The organism is Ruegeria sp. AK11 (assembly GCF_056541095.1).
Genome location: NZ_JBQFXU010000005.1, coordinates 145,601 through 165,339, shown reverse-complemented (window position 1 = coordinate 165,339; position 19,739 = coordinate 145,601). Strand labels below are relative to the sequence as shown.

Annotated in this window: 17 protein-coding genes; 12 read left to right on the top strand and 5 right to left on the bottom strand. The window is 54.6% G+C overall.

Going from position 1 to position 19,739, the window contains the following annotated elements; all coding sequences use genetic code 11:
- Nucleotides 1-28 precede the first annotated feature (28 nt).
- The 4 genes from ACR0D9_RS13895 to ACR0D9_RS13880 are packed head-to-tail and all read left to right on the top strand — an operon-like array spanning nucleotide 29 to nucleotide 5,639.
- Nucleotides 29-868 (top strand): SapC family protein, encoded by an 840-nt coding sequence (locus ACR0D9_RS13895; protein WP_480483720.1) that lies wholly within the window; start codon nucleotides 29-31, stop codon nucleotides 866-868.
- Nucleotides 858-2,201 (top strand): TolC family protein, encoded by a 1,344-nt coding sequence (locus ACR0D9_RS13890; RefSeq protein ID WP_480487488.1) that lies wholly within the window; start codon nucleotides 858-860, stop codon nucleotides 2,199-2,201. Before ACR0D9_RS13895 ends, ACR0D9_RS13890 begins: the two co-directional genes overlap by 11 nt.
- Nucleotides 2,198-4,345 (top strand): type I secretion system permease/ATPase, encoded by a 2,148-nt coding sequence (locus ACR0D9_RS13885; protein ID WP_480539130.1) that lies wholly within the window; start codon nucleotides 2,198-2,200, stop codon nucleotides 4,343-4,345. Before ACR0D9_RS13890 ends, ACR0D9_RS13885 begins: the two co-directional genes overlap by 4 nt.
- Nucleotides 4,329-5,639, top strand: coding sequence for an HlyD family type I secretion periplasmic adaptor subunit (locus tag ACR0D9_RS13880; RefSeq protein ID WP_480487484.1), 1,311 nt, complete (start codon nucleotides 4,329-4,331; stop codon nucleotides 5,637-5,639). Before ACR0D9_RS13885 ends, ACR0D9_RS13880 begins: the two co-directional genes overlap by 17 nt.
- Nucleotides 5,640-5,754: 115 nt before the next feature.
- On the opposite strand, the gene ACR0D9_RS13875 is transcribed toward ACR0D9_RS13880, so the two are convergent.
- From ACR0D9_RS13875 to ACR0D9_RS13865, 3 genes are all read right to left on the bottom strand, one after another.
- Nucleotides 5,755-6,456: a response regulator transcription factor gene (locus tag ACR0D9_RS13875; RefSeq protein ID WP_480483716.1), complete on the bottom strand. Its 702-nt coding sequence runs from the start codon at nucleotides 6,454-6,456 to the stop codon at nucleotides 5,755-5,757.
- Complete coding sequence (locus ACR0D9_RS13870; RefSeq protein WP_480539144.1) at nucleotides 6,456-8,351, bottom strand: PAS-domain containing protein; 1,896 nt, start codon at nucleotides 8,349-8,351, stop codon at nucleotides 6,456-6,458. Before ACR0D9_RS13870 ends, ACR0D9_RS13875 begins: the two co-directional genes overlap by 1 nt.
- Nucleotides 8,352-8,552: 201 nt before the next feature.
- Nucleotides 8,553-10,091 (bottom strand): alkaline phosphatase family protein, encoded by a 1,539-nt coding sequence (locus ACR0D9_RS13865; protein ID WP_480539128.1) that lies wholly within the window; start codon nucleotides 10,089-10,091, stop codon nucleotides 8,553-8,555.
- Nucleotides 10,092-10,348: 257 nt separating this feature from the next.
- Here ACR0D9_RS13865 and ACR0D9_RS13860 point away from each other — a divergent pair, with 257 nt between their 5' ends.
- From ACR0D9_RS13860 to ACR0D9_RS13845, 4 genes are read left to right on the top strand one after another with little or no spacing between them, the layout of a single operon-like run.
- Nucleotides 10,349-11,473 (top strand): ABC transporter permease, encoded by a 1,125-nt coding sequence (locus ACR0D9_RS13860; RefSeq protein ID WP_480483714.1) that lies wholly within the window; start codon nucleotides 10,349-10,351, stop codon nucleotides 11,471-11,473.
- Nucleotide 11,474: 1 nt separating this feature from the next.
- Nucleotides 11,475-12,290 (top strand): ABC transporter ATP-binding protein, encoded by an 816-nt coding sequence (locus tag ACR0D9_RS13855; RefSeq protein ID WP_480483713.1) that lies wholly within the window; start codon nucleotides 11,475-11,477, stop codon nucleotides 12,288-12,290.
- Between the two features lie 5 nt (nucleotides 12,291-12,295).
- Nucleotides 12,296-13,612 (top strand): MlaD family protein, encoded by a 1,317-nt coding sequence (locus tag ACR0D9_RS13850; RefSeq protein ID WP_480539126.1) that lies wholly within the window; start codon nucleotides 12,296-12,298, stop codon nucleotides 13,610-13,612.
- Nucleotides 13,609-14,265, top strand: coding sequence for an ABC-type transport auxiliary lipoprotein family protein (locus ACR0D9_RS13845; protein ID WP_480483711.1), 657 nt, complete (start codon nucleotides 13,609-13,611; stop codon nucleotides 14,263-14,265). The genes ACR0D9_RS13850 and ACR0D9_RS13845 overlap by 4 nt, the downstream gene beginning before the upstream one ends.
- Nucleotides 14,266-14,350: 85 nt before the next feature.
- Here the strand turns inward: ACR0D9_RS13845 and ACR0D9_RS13840 are convergent, their stop codons facing one another.
- Nucleotides 14,351-15,931, bottom strand: coding sequence for an FMN-binding glutamate synthase family protein (locus ACR0D9_RS13840; RefSeq protein ID WP_480487475.1), 1,581 nt, complete (start codon nucleotides 15,929-15,931; stop codon nucleotides 14,351-14,353).
- A gap of 251 nt (nucleotides 15,932-16,182) precedes the next feature.
- Here ACR0D9_RS13840 and ACR0D9_RS13835 point away from each other — a divergent pair, with 251 nt between their 5' ends.
- Both ACR0D9_RS13835 and crcB read left to right on the top strand, forming a co-directional pair.
- Nucleotides 16,183-16,551, top strand: a complete 369-nt coding sequence (locus tag ACR0D9_RS13835) for a fluoride efflux transporter FluC (protein ID WP_480483709.1) — start codon at nucleotides 16,183-16,185, stop codon at nucleotides 16,549-16,551.
- A complete protein-coding gene (crcB, locus tag ACR0D9_RS13830) occupies nucleotides 16,548-16,910 on the top strand; it encodes a fluoride efflux transporter CrcB (RefSeq protein WP_480483708.1) in 363 nt (120 codons plus the stop codon). Before ACR0D9_RS13835 ends, crcB begins: the two co-directional genes overlap by 4 nt.
- 200 nt (nucleotides 16,911-17,110) lie before the next feature.
- Here the strand turns inward: crcB and ACR0D9_RS13825 are convergent, their stop codons facing one another.
- Nucleotides 17,111-17,728, bottom strand: a complete 618-nt coding sequence (locus ACR0D9_RS13825) for a TetR/AcrR family transcriptional regulator (protein ID WP_480483707.1) — start codon at nucleotides 17,726-17,728, stop codon at nucleotides 17,111-17,113.
- Nucleotides 17,729-17,873: 145 nt separating this feature from the next.
- Here ACR0D9_RS13825 and ACR0D9_RS13820 point away from each other — a divergent pair, with 145 nt between their 5' ends.
- Together ACR0D9_RS13820 and fghA are read left to right on the top strand one after the other, a co-directional pair.
- Nucleotides 17,874-18,803 carry an AEC family transporter gene (locus tag ACR0D9_RS13820; protein WP_480539124.1) on the top strand — a complete coding sequence of 310 codons (930 nt, stop codon included), beginning with the start codon at nucleotides 17,874-17,876 and terminating at the stop codon, nucleotides 18,801-18,803.
- A 102-nt stretch (nucleotides 18,804-18,905) separates the two neighbouring features.
- Entirely contained in the window at nucleotides 18,906-19,739 is an 834-nt protein-coding gene (gene fghA, locus ACR0D9_RS13815) for an S-formylglutathione hydrolase (protein ID WP_480539122.1), read from the top strand.

Sequence of the window (19,739 nt, the reverse complement as noted above, 5' to 3'; positions counted from 1 at the left end):
TGGCGTTCATCAGAAACACGAGGCAGTTATGGCACAGAATGGCTTAACCCCGGTCACACGAGTACGACATGGTCATCGGTTCTGGAAACGTTACACGTCGTTCGAATTCGCGCGCGATATGGTCGACTGCCCGGTGGCTGAGGCAGAGATCCTACAGGCAGCGGCCAATTTTCCGATCGCGTTCCGGAAATCCAAACGGGGATTTTACCCCGTGGCAATCTTATCGATGACACCAGACAAACCGACGCCATACGTGTCAGCAAAAGGGGAATGGCGCGCAAGCTATGTTCCCTCGGCACTACGGTGTGTGCCCTTTCAATCCCGACCACCTGAGCTTCAGGACGAAACCGGAGAGGGGGAATTTGACTTGCTTGTCAACGAAAGCCTGGAGCTGGTTACCGACAACCCCGACGATGAACCATTCTTTGACCGAACCGGAGCGCTGGGGGCTGAACTGCGAAATGTCCAGGCGTTCTTTCGCACTCTTACAGCATCACTGGAGAACACATATCAGTTGTGCCGTACGATAGGCGATATGGGGCTTTTTTCCCCACTCGCCTGCGCACAAATGGACGAATGCCTCGACGGTTACTTTGGTGTCAAGCTGGTTGCCTTGCGGCAAGTTCCTTCAGCGCATCTGTCATTGCTCGCCATGAACGGAGGCCTGCGCCTCATACATGCCCACCAAGTTTCCTTGACCCATTGCGCGTGGCTCTTGCCAGCTCAAATGCGCGTCGAGCAATTGGAGAAAAAGTCGTCGACCGGCGTTAGGTCGGGTGCTTCAGAATTTATGGAGGCGCTGGCAGCCGCCCAACGAAAGGAAAGCTTGCTCGACCATCGGTGGCAGGAGGGTCAGTATGCCATTTAGTAAGTATTCGCAGTATTTTGTCGCGCTCAGTCTGCTTCTGGTTTCGGTTTCCGCCTGCACGCGTCCACCCGATTTGACGCCTGTGACGATGTCCTTCGCAGCCCAAACAGCCGGTGCTGGGGCAACTAAACCATCAAAAACACTCAGTCACAGCGCCTTCGGGCAGCGGGTAAAAAAGGCGGTTGAGAACAGCCCAAACCTGGCGCAAGTCAAATCCAGAATGGGCATCGCGAAGGCCAAACAAGACGCGGCTGAAGGCGCTTTTCTCCCGGAGATTTCGCTGGGGCTAAACGCGCGATCTGAAAGGATTGCATCAGATATTGCGGATGTATCGCCGTATCTGAGGGTCTCACAATTGGTCTATGACGGCGGGGCGGCTTCAGGGGATCTGACCGCTGCGCGGGCACGTGTCTTGGAAAGCAGAGGCGATCAAATTCAAACGGCCTCATCCACTGCGCTCGCAGCTATCGAGACCTATGTACTTGTCCTCGATCAACGAAAGATTCAAAGCATCGCAGCACAGAATGTTTTGACCCATGAAGAGCTTGTTCGCCAGATAACCGACCGAACAGAAAACGGCGTCGGTTCAAGTGCCGACGTCCTGGCAGCCCGGTCACGCATGTCCGATGCACGCACAAAACTGGCTGATGCGTATGCGCGCACAGACCGTGCCGAAGCGCGGTTCCGCGAAGTATTTGGGGATGAACCTGGCACTCTTTCTGCACCAGTTCCGGCACCTGGGCTGGAAAGAAGTGACATGCAGATCATAATGAACAGTCCTCAGGTTCGGCGGTCCGATGCAAGCCTTCTGGCCGCCAAGGCGGAATGGTCCGCAGCGCAAGCGCGCCGCAGCCCTGATGTCAGGGTCGCCGCATTCGCAAACCAGGATAACAATCGTGACGCGAATTTTGGAGTGGATCTTTCTTTCAATTACGAGTTGGACAGCACCGGCCAACGCCGCGCCGCAATAGCAGCGGCGGAATCGTTGGTCAAAGAGACAGAGTTTGCGCGCGAGCAGCTTATCCGAGAAATTACGCGAGAATTGGGTTTTATCCGTTCGGATCAAAAAGCGGGTGCCGATCGGTTACGCGAAGCCCGAATTGCCGTAGAGGCTAACGCGGAAAGTGTCGCTGCATCCCGTGAACAATTTTCAATCGGCCGCCGTAGCCTCATTGAAATTCTGGATGCTCAGCGCGACTACGTAAATGCTCAGGAACGTTTGATCCTTGCGGAACAGAGCTACTTTCTAACCAATTATGCAGCCCTAAGCCTGACCGGAGACATACTCGACCTGCTTGGGGTTTCATTGGGCGACTGGGGCACTACACAATGAACGCATCCCACCCTGCCACCGATGCCTCGTTACTTACACCGTTTGAAGCCTGTCTGTTGAATATCTCGTCGGCACTTGAACGGCCATTGAGTCTCGCGGTGCTGCACGCGGCGCAAACTGGCGCAGATGGGGATTTGACAGTACGGGACATTCTCGCCCTCGCGCCAAAGGCGGGCATGCAGGCGGGATATGGGGCAATGCGCCTTTCCGACTTGGATGACAATCTGACACCCACCCTGTTGCTGTTGGCAGAGGGTAAAGCCGTTGTCTTTCACGGACGAACGAAAGCTGGCGCCTTTTTGGTCTTCGACCCAGAGCTTGGCGAAGGTATCGGTGAAGTTTCCGAAGACATGCTGGCAGCCTGTCATACCGGTTACGCAATCCTGTTCCGTCGCCATCACGACGGCGAAACATTGGACGGGCCCGGTTCACATGGCGGTCACTGGTTCTGGAACGCCCTGTCCGCCAGCCGGTGGTCATACGTTCAAGTCGCACTCGCTGCGGCGCTGGCAAACCTCCTTGGTTTGTCTACGTCCGTTTTCATCATGGTGGTCTATGACCGGGTATTGCCCAACGAAGCAACAGAGTCTCTGATCGCTTTGACCCTGGGTGTGGCGTTGGCACTGTGTTTTGACTTTGCCCTCAAGTTGCTGCGGGCGGGATTTATCGACAAGGCTGGGCAGAAAGCCGACTTGTTGATGGGCCGGCGCATTTTCGACCAGTTGCTGAACATCCAGATGAAATCGCGCACTGGGTCTACCGGTGCCATGACCAGCACCATTCGCGAGTTTGAAACTCTGCGAGAATTCTTTACATCCGCGACGCTGGTGGCCGTTGTTGACCTGCCTTTCATCGGGTTGTTCATCCTGGTGATCTATCTGGTTGGGGGACAACTGGCTTTGATCCCTGCACTGGCCGTACCGGTGGTGCTCCTGACAGGTTTGGCGGTGCAGCCAGTTTTATCAAGGATGGCGGAACGAAGCTTGTCCGATGGACAGTCCAAGCAATCAGTTCTGGTTGAGGCTGTCTCGGGACTTGAAACCATTAAAACAACGGCAGCAGGCAGAAAAATGCGCGCACGATGGGAACAGGCCATCGAACAGCAGTCAGCGCATGGTGCACGAAGCCGAACTGTCACGCAATTTGCCCTGAACCTGACAGGATTCACCCAACAGGCCGCACAAGTGCTTGTCGTATTTCTTGGTGTTTTTCTGATTACAAACGGGCAAGCCAGCATGGGTGCGCTGGTGGCTTCGGTAATGTTGACTGGTCGGGCGTTGGCCCCTCTGGGTCAACTGGCGCAGACTTTGACCCGCGTAAATCAGGCCAGGTGCGCCTATCGCAACCTCAATGCGCTAATGCATGCAGAAAGCGAACGCCCGGAAGGGCGCACATGGCTGACCCGATCTGATTTCAAAGGGGCAATTGCCTTCAATAACGTGCATTTCTCGTATTCTGACCAAAGCGAAGATACCCTGCATGGTGTCTCATTCACAATCAAGCCTGGCGAGAAAGTCGCAATTCTCGGTCAAATCGGGTGCGGGAAAAGCACGATTGCGCGCCTGCTATTGGGGCTTTACACGCCGCGAGTGGGCTCGGTCATGATTGATGGATTAGACATACGTCAGATCGACCCGGGTGACTTGCGACGCAATATCGGATCCGTTCTGCAGGATGTCTGGCTTTTTTCGGGGTCTGTCAGGGACAATATCGCAAGTGGCGCAGTCCGGCCCAGAGATTGCGACATCGTCGAAGCCGGCCGTATTGCCGGTGTCGAAGAATTCGTGAACAGCCATCCTTCGGGCTATGACCTTCAACTCGCTGAACGCGGTGAGGGGCTTTCCGGTGGGCAACGGCAGGCAATCGCCCTGGCACGGGCACTTATCGGGCGACCTCCGGTTTTGCTTTTTGATGAACCAACCAGTGCGATGGACGTCAAAACCGAAGCCCAACTGGTTCAACGCCTGAGTGCGTCAACCTCCGGGTCAACCCTGGTCATTGTAACGCACAGAACCAGTCTGCTGGAGCTTGTGGACAGGGTTATCGTTCTGGAAAACGGAAAAATCGCAGCTGATGGACCCAAGAGCCTGCTGACGCAGCACATGCGTCAGAAAGGGAGGCACCTGAATGTCGCAGCATCCTGATCTGGCGAAGTTGGCGCGCGAAATGCAGGGGCGGTCCCCCGTTCGTGGTTCATTGCTCTTGCTGTTGATCCTGTCGTGTATTGTCTCGGCCGGGTTGTGGGCGCATTTGACCGAATTGGATGACGTAACGCGGGTCGATGGGCGGATCGTGCCTTCGGGAGACATACAGGTGATCGACGCCGCCGAGCCTGGCGTGCTGCGGTCGCTTCATGTGCGCGAAGGCCAGTTGGTCGACAAAGGGGCATTGTTGATGGAATTGGACGCCACACAAATCGACAGCCAACTTAGCCAGGAACAACAGCGCGCTTTCGGGCTGCAAGCCCGTGCACAGCGACTGCAGGCAGAAATTGATGGAACACAATTGAATTTCGGTGCTCAGCTGATCGAAGGTGCGCCCAGTGTCGTGCGTTCGGAAACTGCATTGTATCAGGGTCGGCAAGCAGAGCTGGCAGCAGAAATCGCCATATTGGAACGTCAGCGTGAGCAAAAGCAGCGAGAACACGAAGAAGGTTTAGTGGATCAGGTAACAGCAGAAGAAACTTTAAAGGTGCTTGGGGAGGAGCGTGCAATCATAGCTCCGCTTGTTGAGCGGCAAATGGAACCGGCAACGACATTGCTGGCGTTACGGCGCAGCGAGGCTGAGTGGCGCGGCCGCAAAGTCCGTGCCGAAGCCGTGACCAGCAGGTTGCAAACCGGTTTAAATGAAATAGATGATCGGATTCAAGCTGCTCACAGCCGATTTCGAAGTGCGGCGCTTACTGAATTGGCCATTGCAACTGCGGAACTGGCGACCTTGCAACCCGCCTTGCCTGCCCTACGCGACCGCGCTGCACGAGCGCAGGTTCGCTCTCCGGTTCGCGGTATCGTCAACCGCATCCACCGAACCACCATTGGAGGTTTGGCGCGGAGTGGCGAAGATCTTGTCGAGATTGTTCCCCTGGACGACACACTATTGGTCGAAGCTTACGTAAAGCCCGAAGATATTGCATTCTTGCGTGCTGGACAGCCCGTAAAGGTAAAGATCACGGCTTACGATTTTGCGCGATACGGGGCGCTGGATGGTGAAATCGTACGGATTGGCGCCGATACCGTCACACGATCAGAGCGGAACGACGAAGAGGTGTTCGTTGTGGAAATTCGCACGAGCAACACCATGCTCGATGGAAATGGTGTCGCAGTGGAAATCATACCCGGCATGATCGCAGAGGTTGACATTTTGTCAGGTCGAAAATCCGTATTGGAGTATCTGCTGGAACCTGTCGTGAAGATAAAAGATCAAGCTTTGCGTGAGTGAACGCAAAGACCAAAATATTCGTTCTTGCGACGCTTACTGTGTTTTCTATCTACACTGCCTGACGCAGAGGGGATCGAAAGAAATTCAGGTTCACATTCTGGCCAACATAGCGTCGCTATTTCCAGTCGACATCCCCTAAAAAAATATACCCGGCACCGTAAATCGTTTTGATCAGGCGCGGATTCTTTGGGTCTTCACCAAGTTTCGTACGCAATCTGGAGATTCTGACATCCATAGCACGATCAAAGCTGTCGCCCGCTGCACCGCCCAAGGATTCCTGCATCTGCCCCCTGCTGATCAGCCGCTTGGGGCTTTCCAGAAACAGACGCAAAACCTCGCCTTCTGCATGGCTGAAAGGTGTTTCAGCCCCTGACCCGTCTTCCAGAACATACCGATCAAAATGCGCAATCCAGCCGTTGAATTCCGCCCTGTCCGATTGTGATGTCCGACCGCGCGGCGCGCGCAACCTGGCCCGTACCCGGGCTACGACCTCGGTGGGGTCAAACGGCTTGGTAATATAGTCATCTGCGCCAAGCTCCAGCCCTGTCACACGGTCCTGAACCTGCGCCCGGCCGGAAATAATGATCACTGCTGCACCCTGTTCCAGCGCCAAGCGATGAACAAGCGCCAGCCCGTCGGTATCTGGTAAGGACAGGTCCACAAGGCAGACATCAGGGGTTACTCGATTAAGGGATGCTTCAAACTCTCTGGCACGGGAAAAACTCTGCGTTCTGAAACCGGCATCCTCCAGCGCATCCGTCAGAATGCGCCGAATTTCGGGTTCGTCGTCGAGAATGGTCACCATTGGTTGCGACATCAGGCGGCCTCGGCTTGGATGAGAGCGGACAATTGGGCCTGTGAGAACGGTTTACGCAAAACAGGTGCCAAAGCAAGGGCCCGTTGATGCAGCGGATCTGAATTTGGCAGAGATGTCATAAGGATAAGCGGCAACCCCGGTTTCAACTGTTCAAGGATATCCAAGCCTGTACCGTGTCCTTCCAAACGGATATCGGACAAGACCAGCGAAATGTCCTTCACACTTGATATCAAGGCTAGTGCTTCATCAACTGAATTTGCTTCAATGACGGTAAAGCCCAAATCCACCAGCATGTCCCGAAACTGCCCGCGCAGGTCTTCGCTGTCTTCAACCAACAGTACCAATCCGTCCTGCGCCGGAGGAGCGGGCCGAAAAGGCAAACGCATGACAACTGAGGCCCCAGATGGCGTATTTCTTAGATTCAGATCGCCACCAGCAAGCTTGACCGTATCATAAACCATCGGCAGCCCCAGACCCGAACCGTCGCTCCCTTTTGTTGTGAAAAACGGGTTCAGCGCTTTTTCAAGCGCCTCGGGTGAAAACCCCGGCCCAGTGTCGGAAACCGTGACTTCGATCCAGATCTCACCAATGGCATGTGCACTGATTGTGATCTGGCCCGTGCTCCCGCAGGCATCCCTGGCATTCAGAACCAAATTCAAAAGCGCATCCTGAACCATACCCGGATCAAGCATCAATGTCTGTTTTGGCAAGGTGTTTACGACGGACAGGCCCACACCGCGAGGCAGCGAGGGCGTCGCCAGAATCCTCAGGTCTTCCAACAATCCCCCGATGTCAGTGGCCTGCGGTTGCGGCGTTCGGTTTCCAGTCATGTCGGCGATCCGGTTCAACAGCTGCCCGCCCCGGCGCGCCGTTTGTTGAGTTGCGGCCACAAGTTCCTGCGCGCCATCCGGCAAATCCATCTTGTCGAGGCGGGACTGCATCCCAAGGATGATAGTGAGCAGATTGGAGAAGTCATGGGCAAGCCCGCTGGTCATCTGGGCAGCCATCGCCCGGCGGCGGGTTTGCTGTAATGCAACGCGTGCCTGTGTCTCTTCGGTGATGTCCACCGACATCACGTACACACCCCCTGCCCCATCTGGCGTAAACGAAACCCGAATACGGCGGGAATCCTGATCTTCAGTGAACTCAAAGACCGACGGCTCTCCGCTATAGGCCTTAAGCAAATGGGCCTGAACCCGTTCAAAGGCGGCCGTGCCTAACGCTTCAGAAATATGAAGTCCCAGAATATCGGACGGACGCCCGGGCATGACGGCGCTCAGGCGGCGGTTCGAGTAATCGTAACGGCCGTCGCTGTCCAAATGCGCGATATGAGCCGGCATCATCTCGGTCACCATACGAGTACGCGCTTCGATTTCGGTCAGTTCCCGCTTGGCCTCTTCAAGCGCCGCGATCGTGGCCGCAAGTTTGCGGTTGGTTGCGGACAGTTCTTCCGCGTGGCTAAGCAACTGTTCCGACAGTTCCTCTGACCGCGCCCGCAACAGGTTTTCCGCCCGCCGCGTGCCGGTAATATCCGTGTAGACCGCGACCCACCCACCTTGGGGCAGCGGCGCGCCTTCAATTGAAACAACCTGCCCATTGGGGCGCACGCGCTCCATGTAGTGGGGTTCAAACGCCAAGGCTTGCTGGACGCGCAGATTGACCATTTCCTCGACACTTTCATCGTCGCCATACTCACCGCGGCTGGCAAGAAAGTGGATCGTGTCGCTAAACAGAGCGCCCCTTTGAACCAGCTCATCCGGCAAACCGAACATTTCCTGGAAGCGGCGATTGCTGAGCACCAGTTGCAACTTGTTGTCATAAATGGAAAGCGCCTGACCGATCAGGTTCAGCCCAGCGGTCGTCATCGCCTTGATACGCTTTTCCGTTATGTCCAACTTCGTTTTCTCCACGGCTCATGCCTAGCATCAGAAATCATGCACGGGTAGTGGAATTGAGGGGAGGCGTTTCGGACTCTGCCTTCGTTCAAGTGCTTTTGCCAATCCGCGAATGCGCAAAGAGAAATACGTCGACACACCTGCCCGTGACCGAGTGCCCGGTATAGTTAGAATAGATGAACGTTGACAAAAAACCGCGTTCTAAGATGTGTATCTGGGGCGGGATTTTGCACCCTCAGATGTGATCGAATGCAAGGACAATGTGTGGTCCATATTTTTCATCCGGTGGCGCAACATCTGTCGGCTTAACCGTGCGAGGTCCGTTGCAAAATCTGGATTCTCCGCGACGTTCTCGAATTCGCCCTTACCTTGGTGGTCGAACAGGATCGGGGGCAGATCGGCAGCGAACTCGACCAGTGTGAACCGTTCATCCCGCAATATTCCCAAACACGAGTCGCTGTTACCGGTCCCCAAGTCTTGCTGCCACAGCGTCGGGTTTTCAGGTTCTGAAAAATCAAGTTCACTGAAAGAATAGTCGCGCCAATCGTCTGGGATATTACCGCGCAACAATGGCAGCAAGGACCGACCATCCATAGCGTTCGGAACAGCCTGACCAATCCAGTCCAGTATGGTCGGAGTGACATCCACGGACTCGGTTGGAACGGTGATCTTGCTTCCCGCCATAGCTTCATTCCCGGGCAAACGGATCATCAGCGGTGTGTGATACGCTGCGTCGTAGATCGTCATTTTGCCCCAGCTGTGTCGATCCCCCAGCATTTCACCATGATCGGCGGTGATAACCAGCAATGTATCGTCGTATTGCCCGCTGTCCTTCAGGTACTGGACAACACGACCGATGTGGTGATCAACCTCGGTCGCCAGACCCAGATATATAGCACGCAAGGTGCGAATGTTTTCGTCCGTAGGTTCAACGTCATCGAAACCGTGAACGAATTTTTTCGCGCTAAAGGTATCCAGCTTTGGTCCAAAGAACGGGTGCACTGCTTTTTCTGCTGCTGCGCTTGGCAAGCAGTGCGGCAGAGGGATATCCGCCGGGTCATACATGTCATTGTACGGGGCCGGTGCGACCAAGGGCGGATGCGGGCGGATATAGGTCAAATGGGCGAACCAACCCTTTCCACGATGCGGCGCGATCCCATCAAGAAAGGCATCTGTCAGAAAAGCTGTATCGCTGTCTTCCGCCCGATACAGCGCGGGATCATTCAGCCGCGGGTGTCCACCGTCGGGCGAAACGGGCTTGTAGACATCCCAGTACTTTTCGAACTGGTACCCCTTTTTCATCAGATGCGCTTGCCAAGGATATGATTCTTCAAGGCGCATTTCGACAACTTCAACAAACCCGGTCATCGACTGTTCGTAAGACTTGAGGTCAGGGTCATTGGGATCATGGACGCGCGGGTCGGCGGAGGTATCTGTGTACCCAAACAACATTGGCAAGTAACCAGCTTTGCGCATCTCCGTGGCGATGTTTGGGGTATCGTGCCGTAACGGCGTTCCGTTTCTTACCGACCGATGATTCATCGCATATTGACCGGTCAGAATCGATGCGCGCGAGGGACCACAGGGATTGGTGACCGAAAAATGGCGGGTAAAGGTCACGGCCTCATCCATAAAAGCCCGCAAATTCGGAAGGTTCACATGGTCTGCCAAGGCCCCGGACAGGCAATCCGCTCTAAGTTGGTCGATGATGACAAACAAGACGTTCTTGGTCTGATGCATACCGACTTCTCCGATTCCGCGCCGTAACAAACAACGCGGAATGTGTATTGCTTCCCGCCATAGCGCAACCGATTTGTCGGTCAGGCAAAGGCGTGCTATCCCGACAAAGTTGTTGTGCGACAACCTCTGGCATGCACCTGTTCAGCATAGCTCCAATGCGACGGTCGGCGTGACGTCAAGGCCATCCAGCGCGGCAAAAAGAAGTCCAATGGCACAAAGCCATTGCGGTCACTGAATGTTTCACTTCACATGACCTCATGACGCAGCCTTCGATAATCTCAGAACACGATTCCAGCGGTACTCGTGTACGCATATCCGGAGAGCTGCTCACGCAATCGCTGCAAACCGTTGAACAAGGTTTTGCCTCTGTCCGCCCAACCGGAGACAGGCTTGTTCTCGATCTGTCCGAGGTCGAAGCCCTGGATACCGGCGGTGCCTGGCTGATCGCGGACCTTGGCAAACGCTTCACGTCACAAGGTGCAACACTTGAATTTCAAGGTGTGAAACCGGCACATGCCACTCTGATAGATACTGTAACCCGCAGCATACCCGACGAACCCGGTGAACTTGATAAACCGCGAAGTCTGTTGGATTTGATCGCACAGATGGGTCACATCACCGTAGGTGCCTGGCGGGATACGCTTTCCATCCTCGAATTTCTGGGTCTGACACTGCATCGGCTGTTTCGTACCATTGTCATGCCATGGCGACTTCGCAAGGCAGCGCTGGTCACACACATGGAAGAGACCGGGTTCAAGGCACTGCCAATCGTGGCCCTTATGGGGTTTCTGATCGGTGTCGTACTAGCATTTCAGGGCGCGACCCAACTGAAGCAATTTGGAGCTGAGATATTCGTGGTCGAGCTGATCTCGATCTCGGTTCTGCGTGAATTGGGCATATTGCTGACGGCTATAATCGTTGCCGGGCGCTCGGGTTCTGCATTCACTGCGTCAATCGGCTCGATGAAAGTGCAGGAAGAAATCGACGCAATGCGAACGCTGGGTCTGGACCCGATCGAAGTTCTGGTCATTCCGCGCGTTTTGGCCTTGTTGATCATGCTACCCATATTGGGTTTTGTCGCCGATATGGCAGGCCTGTTTGGCGGTGCCTTGATGAGCTGGATCGACCTGGGTGTAAGCCCCGGAATGTTTCTTACCCGTTTGAAGGAAAACACCGACGTCTGGCAATTGGCAGTCGGTCTTATCAAAGCTCCGTTCTTTGCGCTCGTCATCGGCGTTATCGCCTGCTGGCAGGCAATGCAGGTCAAGGGGTCCGCCCAAAGTGTCGGTCAACGTACGACAGCATCAGTTGTTCAATCCATTTTCATGGTGATCGCAATCGACGCTTTGTTTTCGATCTTCTTCTCAGAGATCGGGATATGACATGACCGGGGATACACCACAGCCATCAGCTGCCGCGACTAAAGGTCGTGAGGCTGTCATTCGTGTACGCGGGCTCCGAACTCAGTTCGGTACCCAGGTGGTACACGAAAACCTGAATCTTGATGTCTGGAAGGGAGAAGTTCTGGGAATCGTTGGCGGGTCGGGCACCGGTAAATCCGTATTACTCAGAACTATCGTAGGGCTGAACAAACCCGCCGCCGGAGAAATCGAGGTGCTGGGCGTCGATGTTCTGAATGGTCCGGAAGATGATCGTCGCAGAATCGAACGCCACTGGGGCGTTGCTTTTCAGGACGGGGCACTGTTTTCGTCGCTGACCGTGCTCCAAAATGTGATGGCTCCTTTGCGGGAACACACAGGTCTCAGCGAAAAACTGATGGAGTCTCTGGGTGCATTGAAGATCAGCCTCGTGGGTCTGCCGCAGCTGAGTTGCGGCAAGTTTCCGTCAGAACTGTCGGGTGGCATGCGCAAACGCGCCGCGCTAGCACGAGCGCTTGCCCTTGACCCCGAGATCGTTTTTCTGGACGAACCGACTGCAGGATTGGACCCTATCGGCGCAGCGGCATATGATGAACTGATCGGCGAGTTACAGCAGGCACTTGGGTTGACAGTTTTTATGGTCACCCATGATCTGGACAGCCTTTACGCCATCTGTGACCGCGTTGCAGTGCTTGCAGAAAAGCGCGTGCTGGTTGAAGGTCCGATTGAGGACATGACCAAGGTCGACCATCCTTGGGTACAGGAATACTTCACAGGCCCCCGCGCCCGCGCGGCGCAGCAGAAGGGGCAAAACAGGTAAAGGCAATGGAAACCCGGGCGAACTATATCCTCATTGGCGCGTTTACCCTTGCGGGGTTGCTGGGCGCATTCGGCTTTTTCCTGTGGCTCGCCAAGTTTGAGATCACGCGCCAATACGCTTATTACGATGTACTATTTGACAATGTCGCAGGTCTGTCGGCAGCCGGCGGCGTGAACTTCAACGGCTTACCTGTCGGGCAGGTTGTTTCCTTGCAGCTGGACGAAAATGATCCGTCAAAGGTTCGGGTGCGGATCGAAGTGGACGCAGACATTCCGATAACCGATGAGACAATCGCACAGCTTCAGTCCCTTGGCGTAACCGGTGTCGGCTATGTTGAACTGACCGGTGGATCGGCTAACGCTGAACGATTGCCACAAAAGAGCATTATCAAGAGCAAACGCAGCGCAATTCAATCCCTGTTCGAAGGCGCGCCAAAAGCTCTGGATGAAGCCGTGACGCTTTTGGAAAACCTGAACAAAGTCGTCGATGATAAAAACCGGGAAGCTGTGAGCGGTATTCTGGACAATCTTGCTTCGGCTACAGGTAAACTGGACAAGACACTGACAAGTTTTGAATCCGTCGCAAATGACATCGGCAGCGCTGCGCAGGATATTGGCGCGTTTTCAAAGCGGCTGGACCCTCTGATCGAAACCGCTCAAACAACGCTCAAGACCGGCTCTGAAACACTGGAAGCTGTCAAAACGGCATCCGAGTCCGCCAAGACAGCGCTGGATGAAGCTAATACAACCATTCAGACGGCGGACCGTATTTTGCAGCAAGACGTGAAGCCTTTCATCGAGCGAGGCTCGCAACTGGCTGAACGATTGACCGTTTTGTCTGATGAAGGCAGCGTTACCCTTGGAATTGTGAACGAAACAGTGATGAACGCCAATACGACGCTTGGTTCGATTACTACGACGATGGAGTCCGCCAAGGGGGCGCTGGCTTCGGCCGAATCCGCTTTTGACTCTGCAAATCGTGTCATGGAGGAAGACGTGGCACCTGTTGCGGAAGATGTCCGGAAGGCGGCCAATCAGGTGACTGAAACCGTCGCGGGCATAACGGAAAAGATCGACCAGATCTCGGACGACGTCCTGAGCGCATCAAATTCCGCGTCCGAATTGCTGGGAACCATCGACGACATTGTTCAGAGCAACCGCCGACAAGTGTCAGACTTCCTGCGGGTCGGGTTGCCTCAGTTTGTTCGTTTCATCGAAGAATCCCAGCGTCTTGTTATCAGTCTGGATCGCCTCGTAGACAAAGTTGAACGCGATCCGGCACGTTTCCTTCTGGGCACCCAAGCATCGGAGTTCCGTCAATGATCAAGCCTGCACTTGCAATGTTGATGGTCGCGTTGTTTGGCGGCTGCGCTGGTCTGGGCACGTTGCAACAAGCGGCGAAACCGAATGATTTGTATCTGCTGACCCCAAAAAGCACGTTTTCCTCGGCGCTGCCCAGGATTGAAAAGCAGATCGTCGTTCAGGAACCCACGGCAACTGCCGCTGTAAACACGGACCAGATTGCCATTCAGCCCACCTCGTTGCAGGTTCAATATTTGCCCCGCGCCCGCTGGGTGGATCGCGCGCCCTTGATCGTTCAAACCTTGTTGGTTGAAAGCTTTGAGAACTCGGGCAAAGTCGCAGCTGTTGGACGCTCAACCGTTGGCCTGCGGGCCGATTATGTAATAGCCCCGGACCTTCGAGAGTTTCAGGGGGTCGTGATCGAAAATACCGAGAACGGAGCCAATATTCGCGTCGAAGTTCGCATTAACATCAAGGTGATCGACGAATACGAAGATAAAATCGTTGCATCCAGCTCGTTCCAGGAAAACGTCGTGGCGGCAAGCGATCAGACGCCGGATCTGATCAACGCGTTTGATCTGGCCTTGGGGCGCGCGATGAGAGATTCTGTTGAATGGAGCATTCGCAAGATCAATACCCACGTGGCAAACAACCCGCGATCCATTCCCAGATAACGAAAGTTGCATAAGACGGCGGAAAAAGCGGGCAATTACGGCCGCGCTTTCACATGACCAATCATCGCGCTACCCAATGTGGTTTTCAGAATTGTGCGGCCGAAGCTCGGTTCCAATCATCTGCAAATTCTTCGGGAATGTCGTCCTTTAACAAGGCACCGTCCTCCAGATAAATATAAAGCTCGGCATAGGTACGCTCATGCTCGTCCGCAGTTCGGCGCAGGATATCACGGGGATGTAACTCGGACGCTTTTTCCTTGCCCATCGCGCCCAAAAGCTCGCGGAAACTTTCCAGTGTGGCATCGTGATAGCGATGAACACGGCGGCGTTTCTGCGGCACGTTCACAGCGCGCCCGCGGATGGGATCTTGTGTAGCCACCCCTGACGGACAACGGTTTGTGTTGCAATGCAATGCCTGGATGCAACCCACCGCAAACATCATCGCGCGCGCCGAGTTGCACATGTCGGCACCAAGCGCCAACTTCTCGACCATGTCATAACCGGTCGCCACTTTTCCGGAACAGATGATCCGGATCTTGTCACGCACTCCGACACCACGCAAACAGTTGCTGACAAAGATCAAGGCTTCGTTCAGGGGCATACCCAACCGGTTGGTAAATTCCACCGGGGCTGCGCCCGTGCCCCCTTCGGCCCCGTCAATTGTGATGAAATCCGGCAAGATACCCGTTTCAAGCATTGCTTTACAGATCGCCATAAATTCGGACGGCCTGCCGATGCACAGCTTGAACCCGACAGGTTTGCCGCCTGACATTTCTCGCAGGTGCTGGACAAAATGCATCAAACCTGTGGGCCCATCGAAGGCACTGTGGGTGGGCGGAGAAATCACATCCTGATGTTCGGGCACTCCCCGTATCTCGGCAATCTCGGCATCGACTTTGGCAGCAGGCAGAACACCGCCATGGGCGGGCTTTGCACCTTGAGACAGCTTGATCTCAATAGCCTTGACCACGTCCCTTCCTGCCTTTTCGGCAAACTTGTCCTTGTCAAATCCACCAGCAGGGGTCCGGCACCCGAAGTAACCCGTCCCGATTTGCCAGATGATGTCCCCGCCTTCGGCCAGATGATGCGGTGACAGCCCACCCTCTCCGGTGTTATGCGCGAACCCCCCATCCTTGGCTCCTCCGTTCAGCGCGCGGATGGCATTGGCGCTGAGCGCGCCAAAGCTCATGGCAGACACATTAAGGCGTGAGGCGCTGTAGGGTTGCGTACATTGCGGACCCCCCAGCACTATGCGTTCTTCACTTTTGTCTACATGTTTGGGGGCTAGTGAGTGGTTGGCGCGATGATACCCGGTTTCCGTAATGTCGTATTGCGTGCCGAACGCCTGTGTGTCCACCTGCCCCTTGGCCCGAGAATAAACCAGCCCTCGGACAATCCTGTTGAAAGGCCGTCCGCTTTCGTTGGTTTCCACAAAATATTGGCGAATTTCCGGGCTTACAAATTCCAGCATGTACCGGAAATGCCCAAGAACCGGGTAATTGTTCAGGACGTTATGCCTGGTCGTCAGAACATCATAAAGACCGATGATCGCGTACGGCACCAAAATGATCAGAAGCCAAAGCGCATGAGACCAGAAGAACCCAAGGATCAGAACCACCGGCAGACAGACACAGCTCAGAAAAAAGAAAATTCTGCGTACAATCATGTTCCATACTCCTTGTGTTATTATCGGGCTGATGAGCCATGCTGTCAGAACTCAACGTGAAACAGATTGAAATTTTATTTCAAGTGCCCGCGGAAAAATGTCTGCTGAGGGACGCAAACGTGAAATCATGTTACGAACCTCCCAACTGTTGAACCCGGTGCAACCGGCGGATAAATCACGCTTAACGGACGACAAAGGGCCGATCCTTGGCAAACACACAATCCCACCTCTGGCGTGACCGAAAAAGCGTGATGTTTCTGTCCGTCTTCGCAGGCGGTGCGCTTGGGTCGTTGTTGCGTGAGGCGTTTGCACTAGAGATCCCAGGCCTAAGCTTTCTCACCTCGACTTTTGGCATCAACGTAGTCGCCTGTTTTGTTCTGGGCTCGCTATATTCCGTGCGCCATAAGGTGCACGCGCATGTTCTGCATCTTGGCGCCGTCGGGTTTTGCGGTGGATTGTCGACCTTTTCGTCTTTTGTTGCAGATCTTGAACGAATAGCCGACGGCGGCCTATGGGTAACGTCCCTGGCAATCGGGCTTGAAGTTTCATTTGGCCTTGCTGCCGCGCTGTTTGGTGAAAGACTTGGACGGCATTTTCATTCCGAAAAGACGCCGTCATGAGCGAAGTGTATCTTCATTCCATGTTCGCGTTGGGCGGAGGTCTGGGGGCTGTGATGCGCCATTGGCTGGCGCTGAAGATTCGGCACGACTTGCCACTAGCAACCTTGCTCGTAAATGTGTTGGGTAGCTTGCTGCTGGGGATCTGGGTTGGGTTTTTAGGAGGTCCAGTAGACATTCCAGAGGACCAAAAACGCCTTGTTTTCGGGTTTTGCGGTGGTTTTACAACATTCTCCAGCTTTGCCTACCAATCGCTCGAACTTCACCGCGAGCGCACATTGCTTTTGGCAGCAGGCAATATTCTGATCAGCCTTGCTCTGTGCTGGTTTTCTTTCTGGCTTGGCCTGTTGCTAACGAGCTAAAGTGCATCAAGCTGGGCAACAAGTTTGAACGCTGACCTGCTTTTCTTTCCGGCCAATGTTGGGTCCCAAGCCACGCCAATAGTTCGACAAATAAAGAGTTTGAAAAGACTTATCGCAGTAAGCTGAACTGCATCGAGTGTTCTGGTGTGTGAGCAATGGCCTGTGTCCCTGATCCGGATATGGGCCATTTCTTTCTTGGATCAAACCCCATACCGGGCAAGAAACATGTCCACGGCTTGTGTCGCTACTTCAGCGATTTCTTCTTTGCTGAATGAATTCTGAATTCCAAATGCAGCCCGGGTCCAGATCCGTACTTTGCAAAGCTCGGAAAACTGCTCAGCCGCTATTTGGACATTTTCAACTGCTAACTCACCTTTAGCCACGGCTTTTTCAAGGTATTCTGCCATTTGACGCTGGCCGTTTTGCGGCCCCGCTTCGTAAAATGCGCGGCCAAGTTCCGGAAACCGGTCTCGTTCGGCAACACAAATGCGGAAAACCTGCTGCGCGAAATCTGAAACCAGAAACGCCGTCAACTGTGTGGCCGCGATCATCAAAACTTCTCGTGCGGGTTTGGTCTCGTCGATCATCGCGACGACCCGTTCGGCCATAAGACAGCATTCCGTTTGTGCAACTTCCATGAACAAAAGGCGCTTGTCCGGAAAATAGCTGTACAAGGTTGCTTTTGACACTCCAGCCGCGCGGGCAATGTCATCCACGCTTGCGCCCTCGAATCCGTCCGCCATGAAAACCTCTCGGGCCCCGCGCAAAACCTGATCAAACTTTCGGCCTGTGCGCAGGATGGTGGCGGTCTGGGTCATGTCATCTCCTCGATCAATACCTGTCACAGTTTATAAACCGTTCGGTTCAGGTACAAGGATTCTCGTATCCCCCTTAACTCTGACCTCGCCCAATTTGGGGTGTTGAGCTCTTGCGACGGTTCTAAACCGTGCTAGGACTTGGCCCATGGCCGATATCTTTTTGCGTACACTGCCCTTTTTTGCAATCATCGGCCTTGGCTTTTGGGCTGGGCGCACACGGTTCTTTACGGCCGAAGCAACCGCATATCTGACCAAGTTCGTCTTCTTCTTCGCGCTGTCGGCAATGTTGTTTCGATTTGCAGCGACCCTGCCCTTTGCAGAGATTTTCAACGCAAGACTGATCTTCGGTTATCTCGTAGGAACCGCTGCTGTTTATGGCATAGCAACTTGCATAGCGTGGATACGCGGCCTTGACGTGCCTACTTCGGCGGTTGAGGCACAATGCGCTGCTATTGGGAACGTTGGCTTTCTTGGCCTGCCAATGCTCGCGATGCTGTTCACCGAAGCCGCTATTGGCCCGGTCATGCTGGTCCTGACCGTAGATTTGGTTGTATTCTCGTCTCTGATCGTGATCCTGATCAACGGTGGGCGTGACGGAAGGCTGACGCCAGCCACTTTCAAACTGATTGGAATGGGTCTGCTCAAGAACCCGATGATTGTCTCGATCTCTGCCGGGCTCGTCTGGTCATCCCTGCAAATCCCGGTTCCCGATCCGCTGAACAACTTTCTGACCATCCTCGGTGGTGCCGCAACCCCCGGAGCGCTTTTTGCAATCGGTGCGTCCCTTGCTGGCAAATCCGCGGAAAGATTTCAGATCGCAGCCTGGTTGAGTTTCTGCAAACTAGTGCTCCACCCGCTTTTCGTAGCAATCGCCCTGATCTGGCTGATCCCGATCGAAACATTCCCGGCAAGCGTTGCAATTGCAGCAGCAGCTCTGCCCGTAGCAGGAAATGTCTATATGCTGGCCGCGCATTACGGCATTGCCCCACAGCGCGCCTCGGCTGCTATTTTACTGTCGACGCTCGTCAGCATTGTCACCATACCACTTGTTATTGCGGCTCTAGGTACCCCCTGACCTTCACCCTTTCAAAAATACTCACTCCAAAGGCACTCGGACTTTACGCCGGGTCCGTGGATCGTTAGCCATGTTGCGACTCTAGAATAAGGACGATGCCTAATGGAAACCCTTTCGGAAAATGCCTGTTTCGGCGGAGTGCAAGGCGTGTATCGCCATGCTTCGTCGACATGCCAATGCGACATGACGTTTGGCCTTTTTCTTCCGGCCGAGGCGAAAGATGGCCCGGTTCCGATCTTGTGGTATCTGTCTGGTCTGACCTGCACCCATGAAAACGCGATGACAAAAGCCGGCGCACAAGCTTGGGCTGCGGAACAAGGCATTGCAGTGGTATTTCCCGACACTTCGCCACGCGGTAAAAGTGTTGCGGATCATGACGACTACGATTTGGGTCAGGGCGCTGGGTTCTACGTGAACGCCACGCAGGAGCCCTGGGCACCGCATTTCCGGATGTGGGACTACATTGCCGACGAATTGCCTACCCTGCTGTTCGAAAGCTTTGCCATCGATAGCGAACGTCAGGCCATTACGGGTCATTCCATGGGCGGGCATGGTGCATTGACGTTGGCCATGAACCTTCCAGGACGGTACCGCTCGGTTTCGGCCTTCGCACCCATCGCGAACTCGACGGGCGCTGACTGGGGGCGCAAACAGCTGGGCGCGTATCTGGGGGATGATGAATCCCTTTGGGCCAAACACGATGCTTCCCTGTTGATGAAAGAAACCGGTTTCGACGGCCCCATCCTGATCGATACGGGCACCAATGATCAGTTCATGGACCTGCTGCGCCCAGAAGCGCTTGCCCAAGCCATCGCTGAGCGTCGCCAGCAAGCAACCTTCCGCCTCCAGCCGGGGTATGACCATTCGTATTTCTTCGTATCTACCTTCATGGAAGATCACATCGTTTTCCACGCCGAAGCGCTGTACGGAGACTGA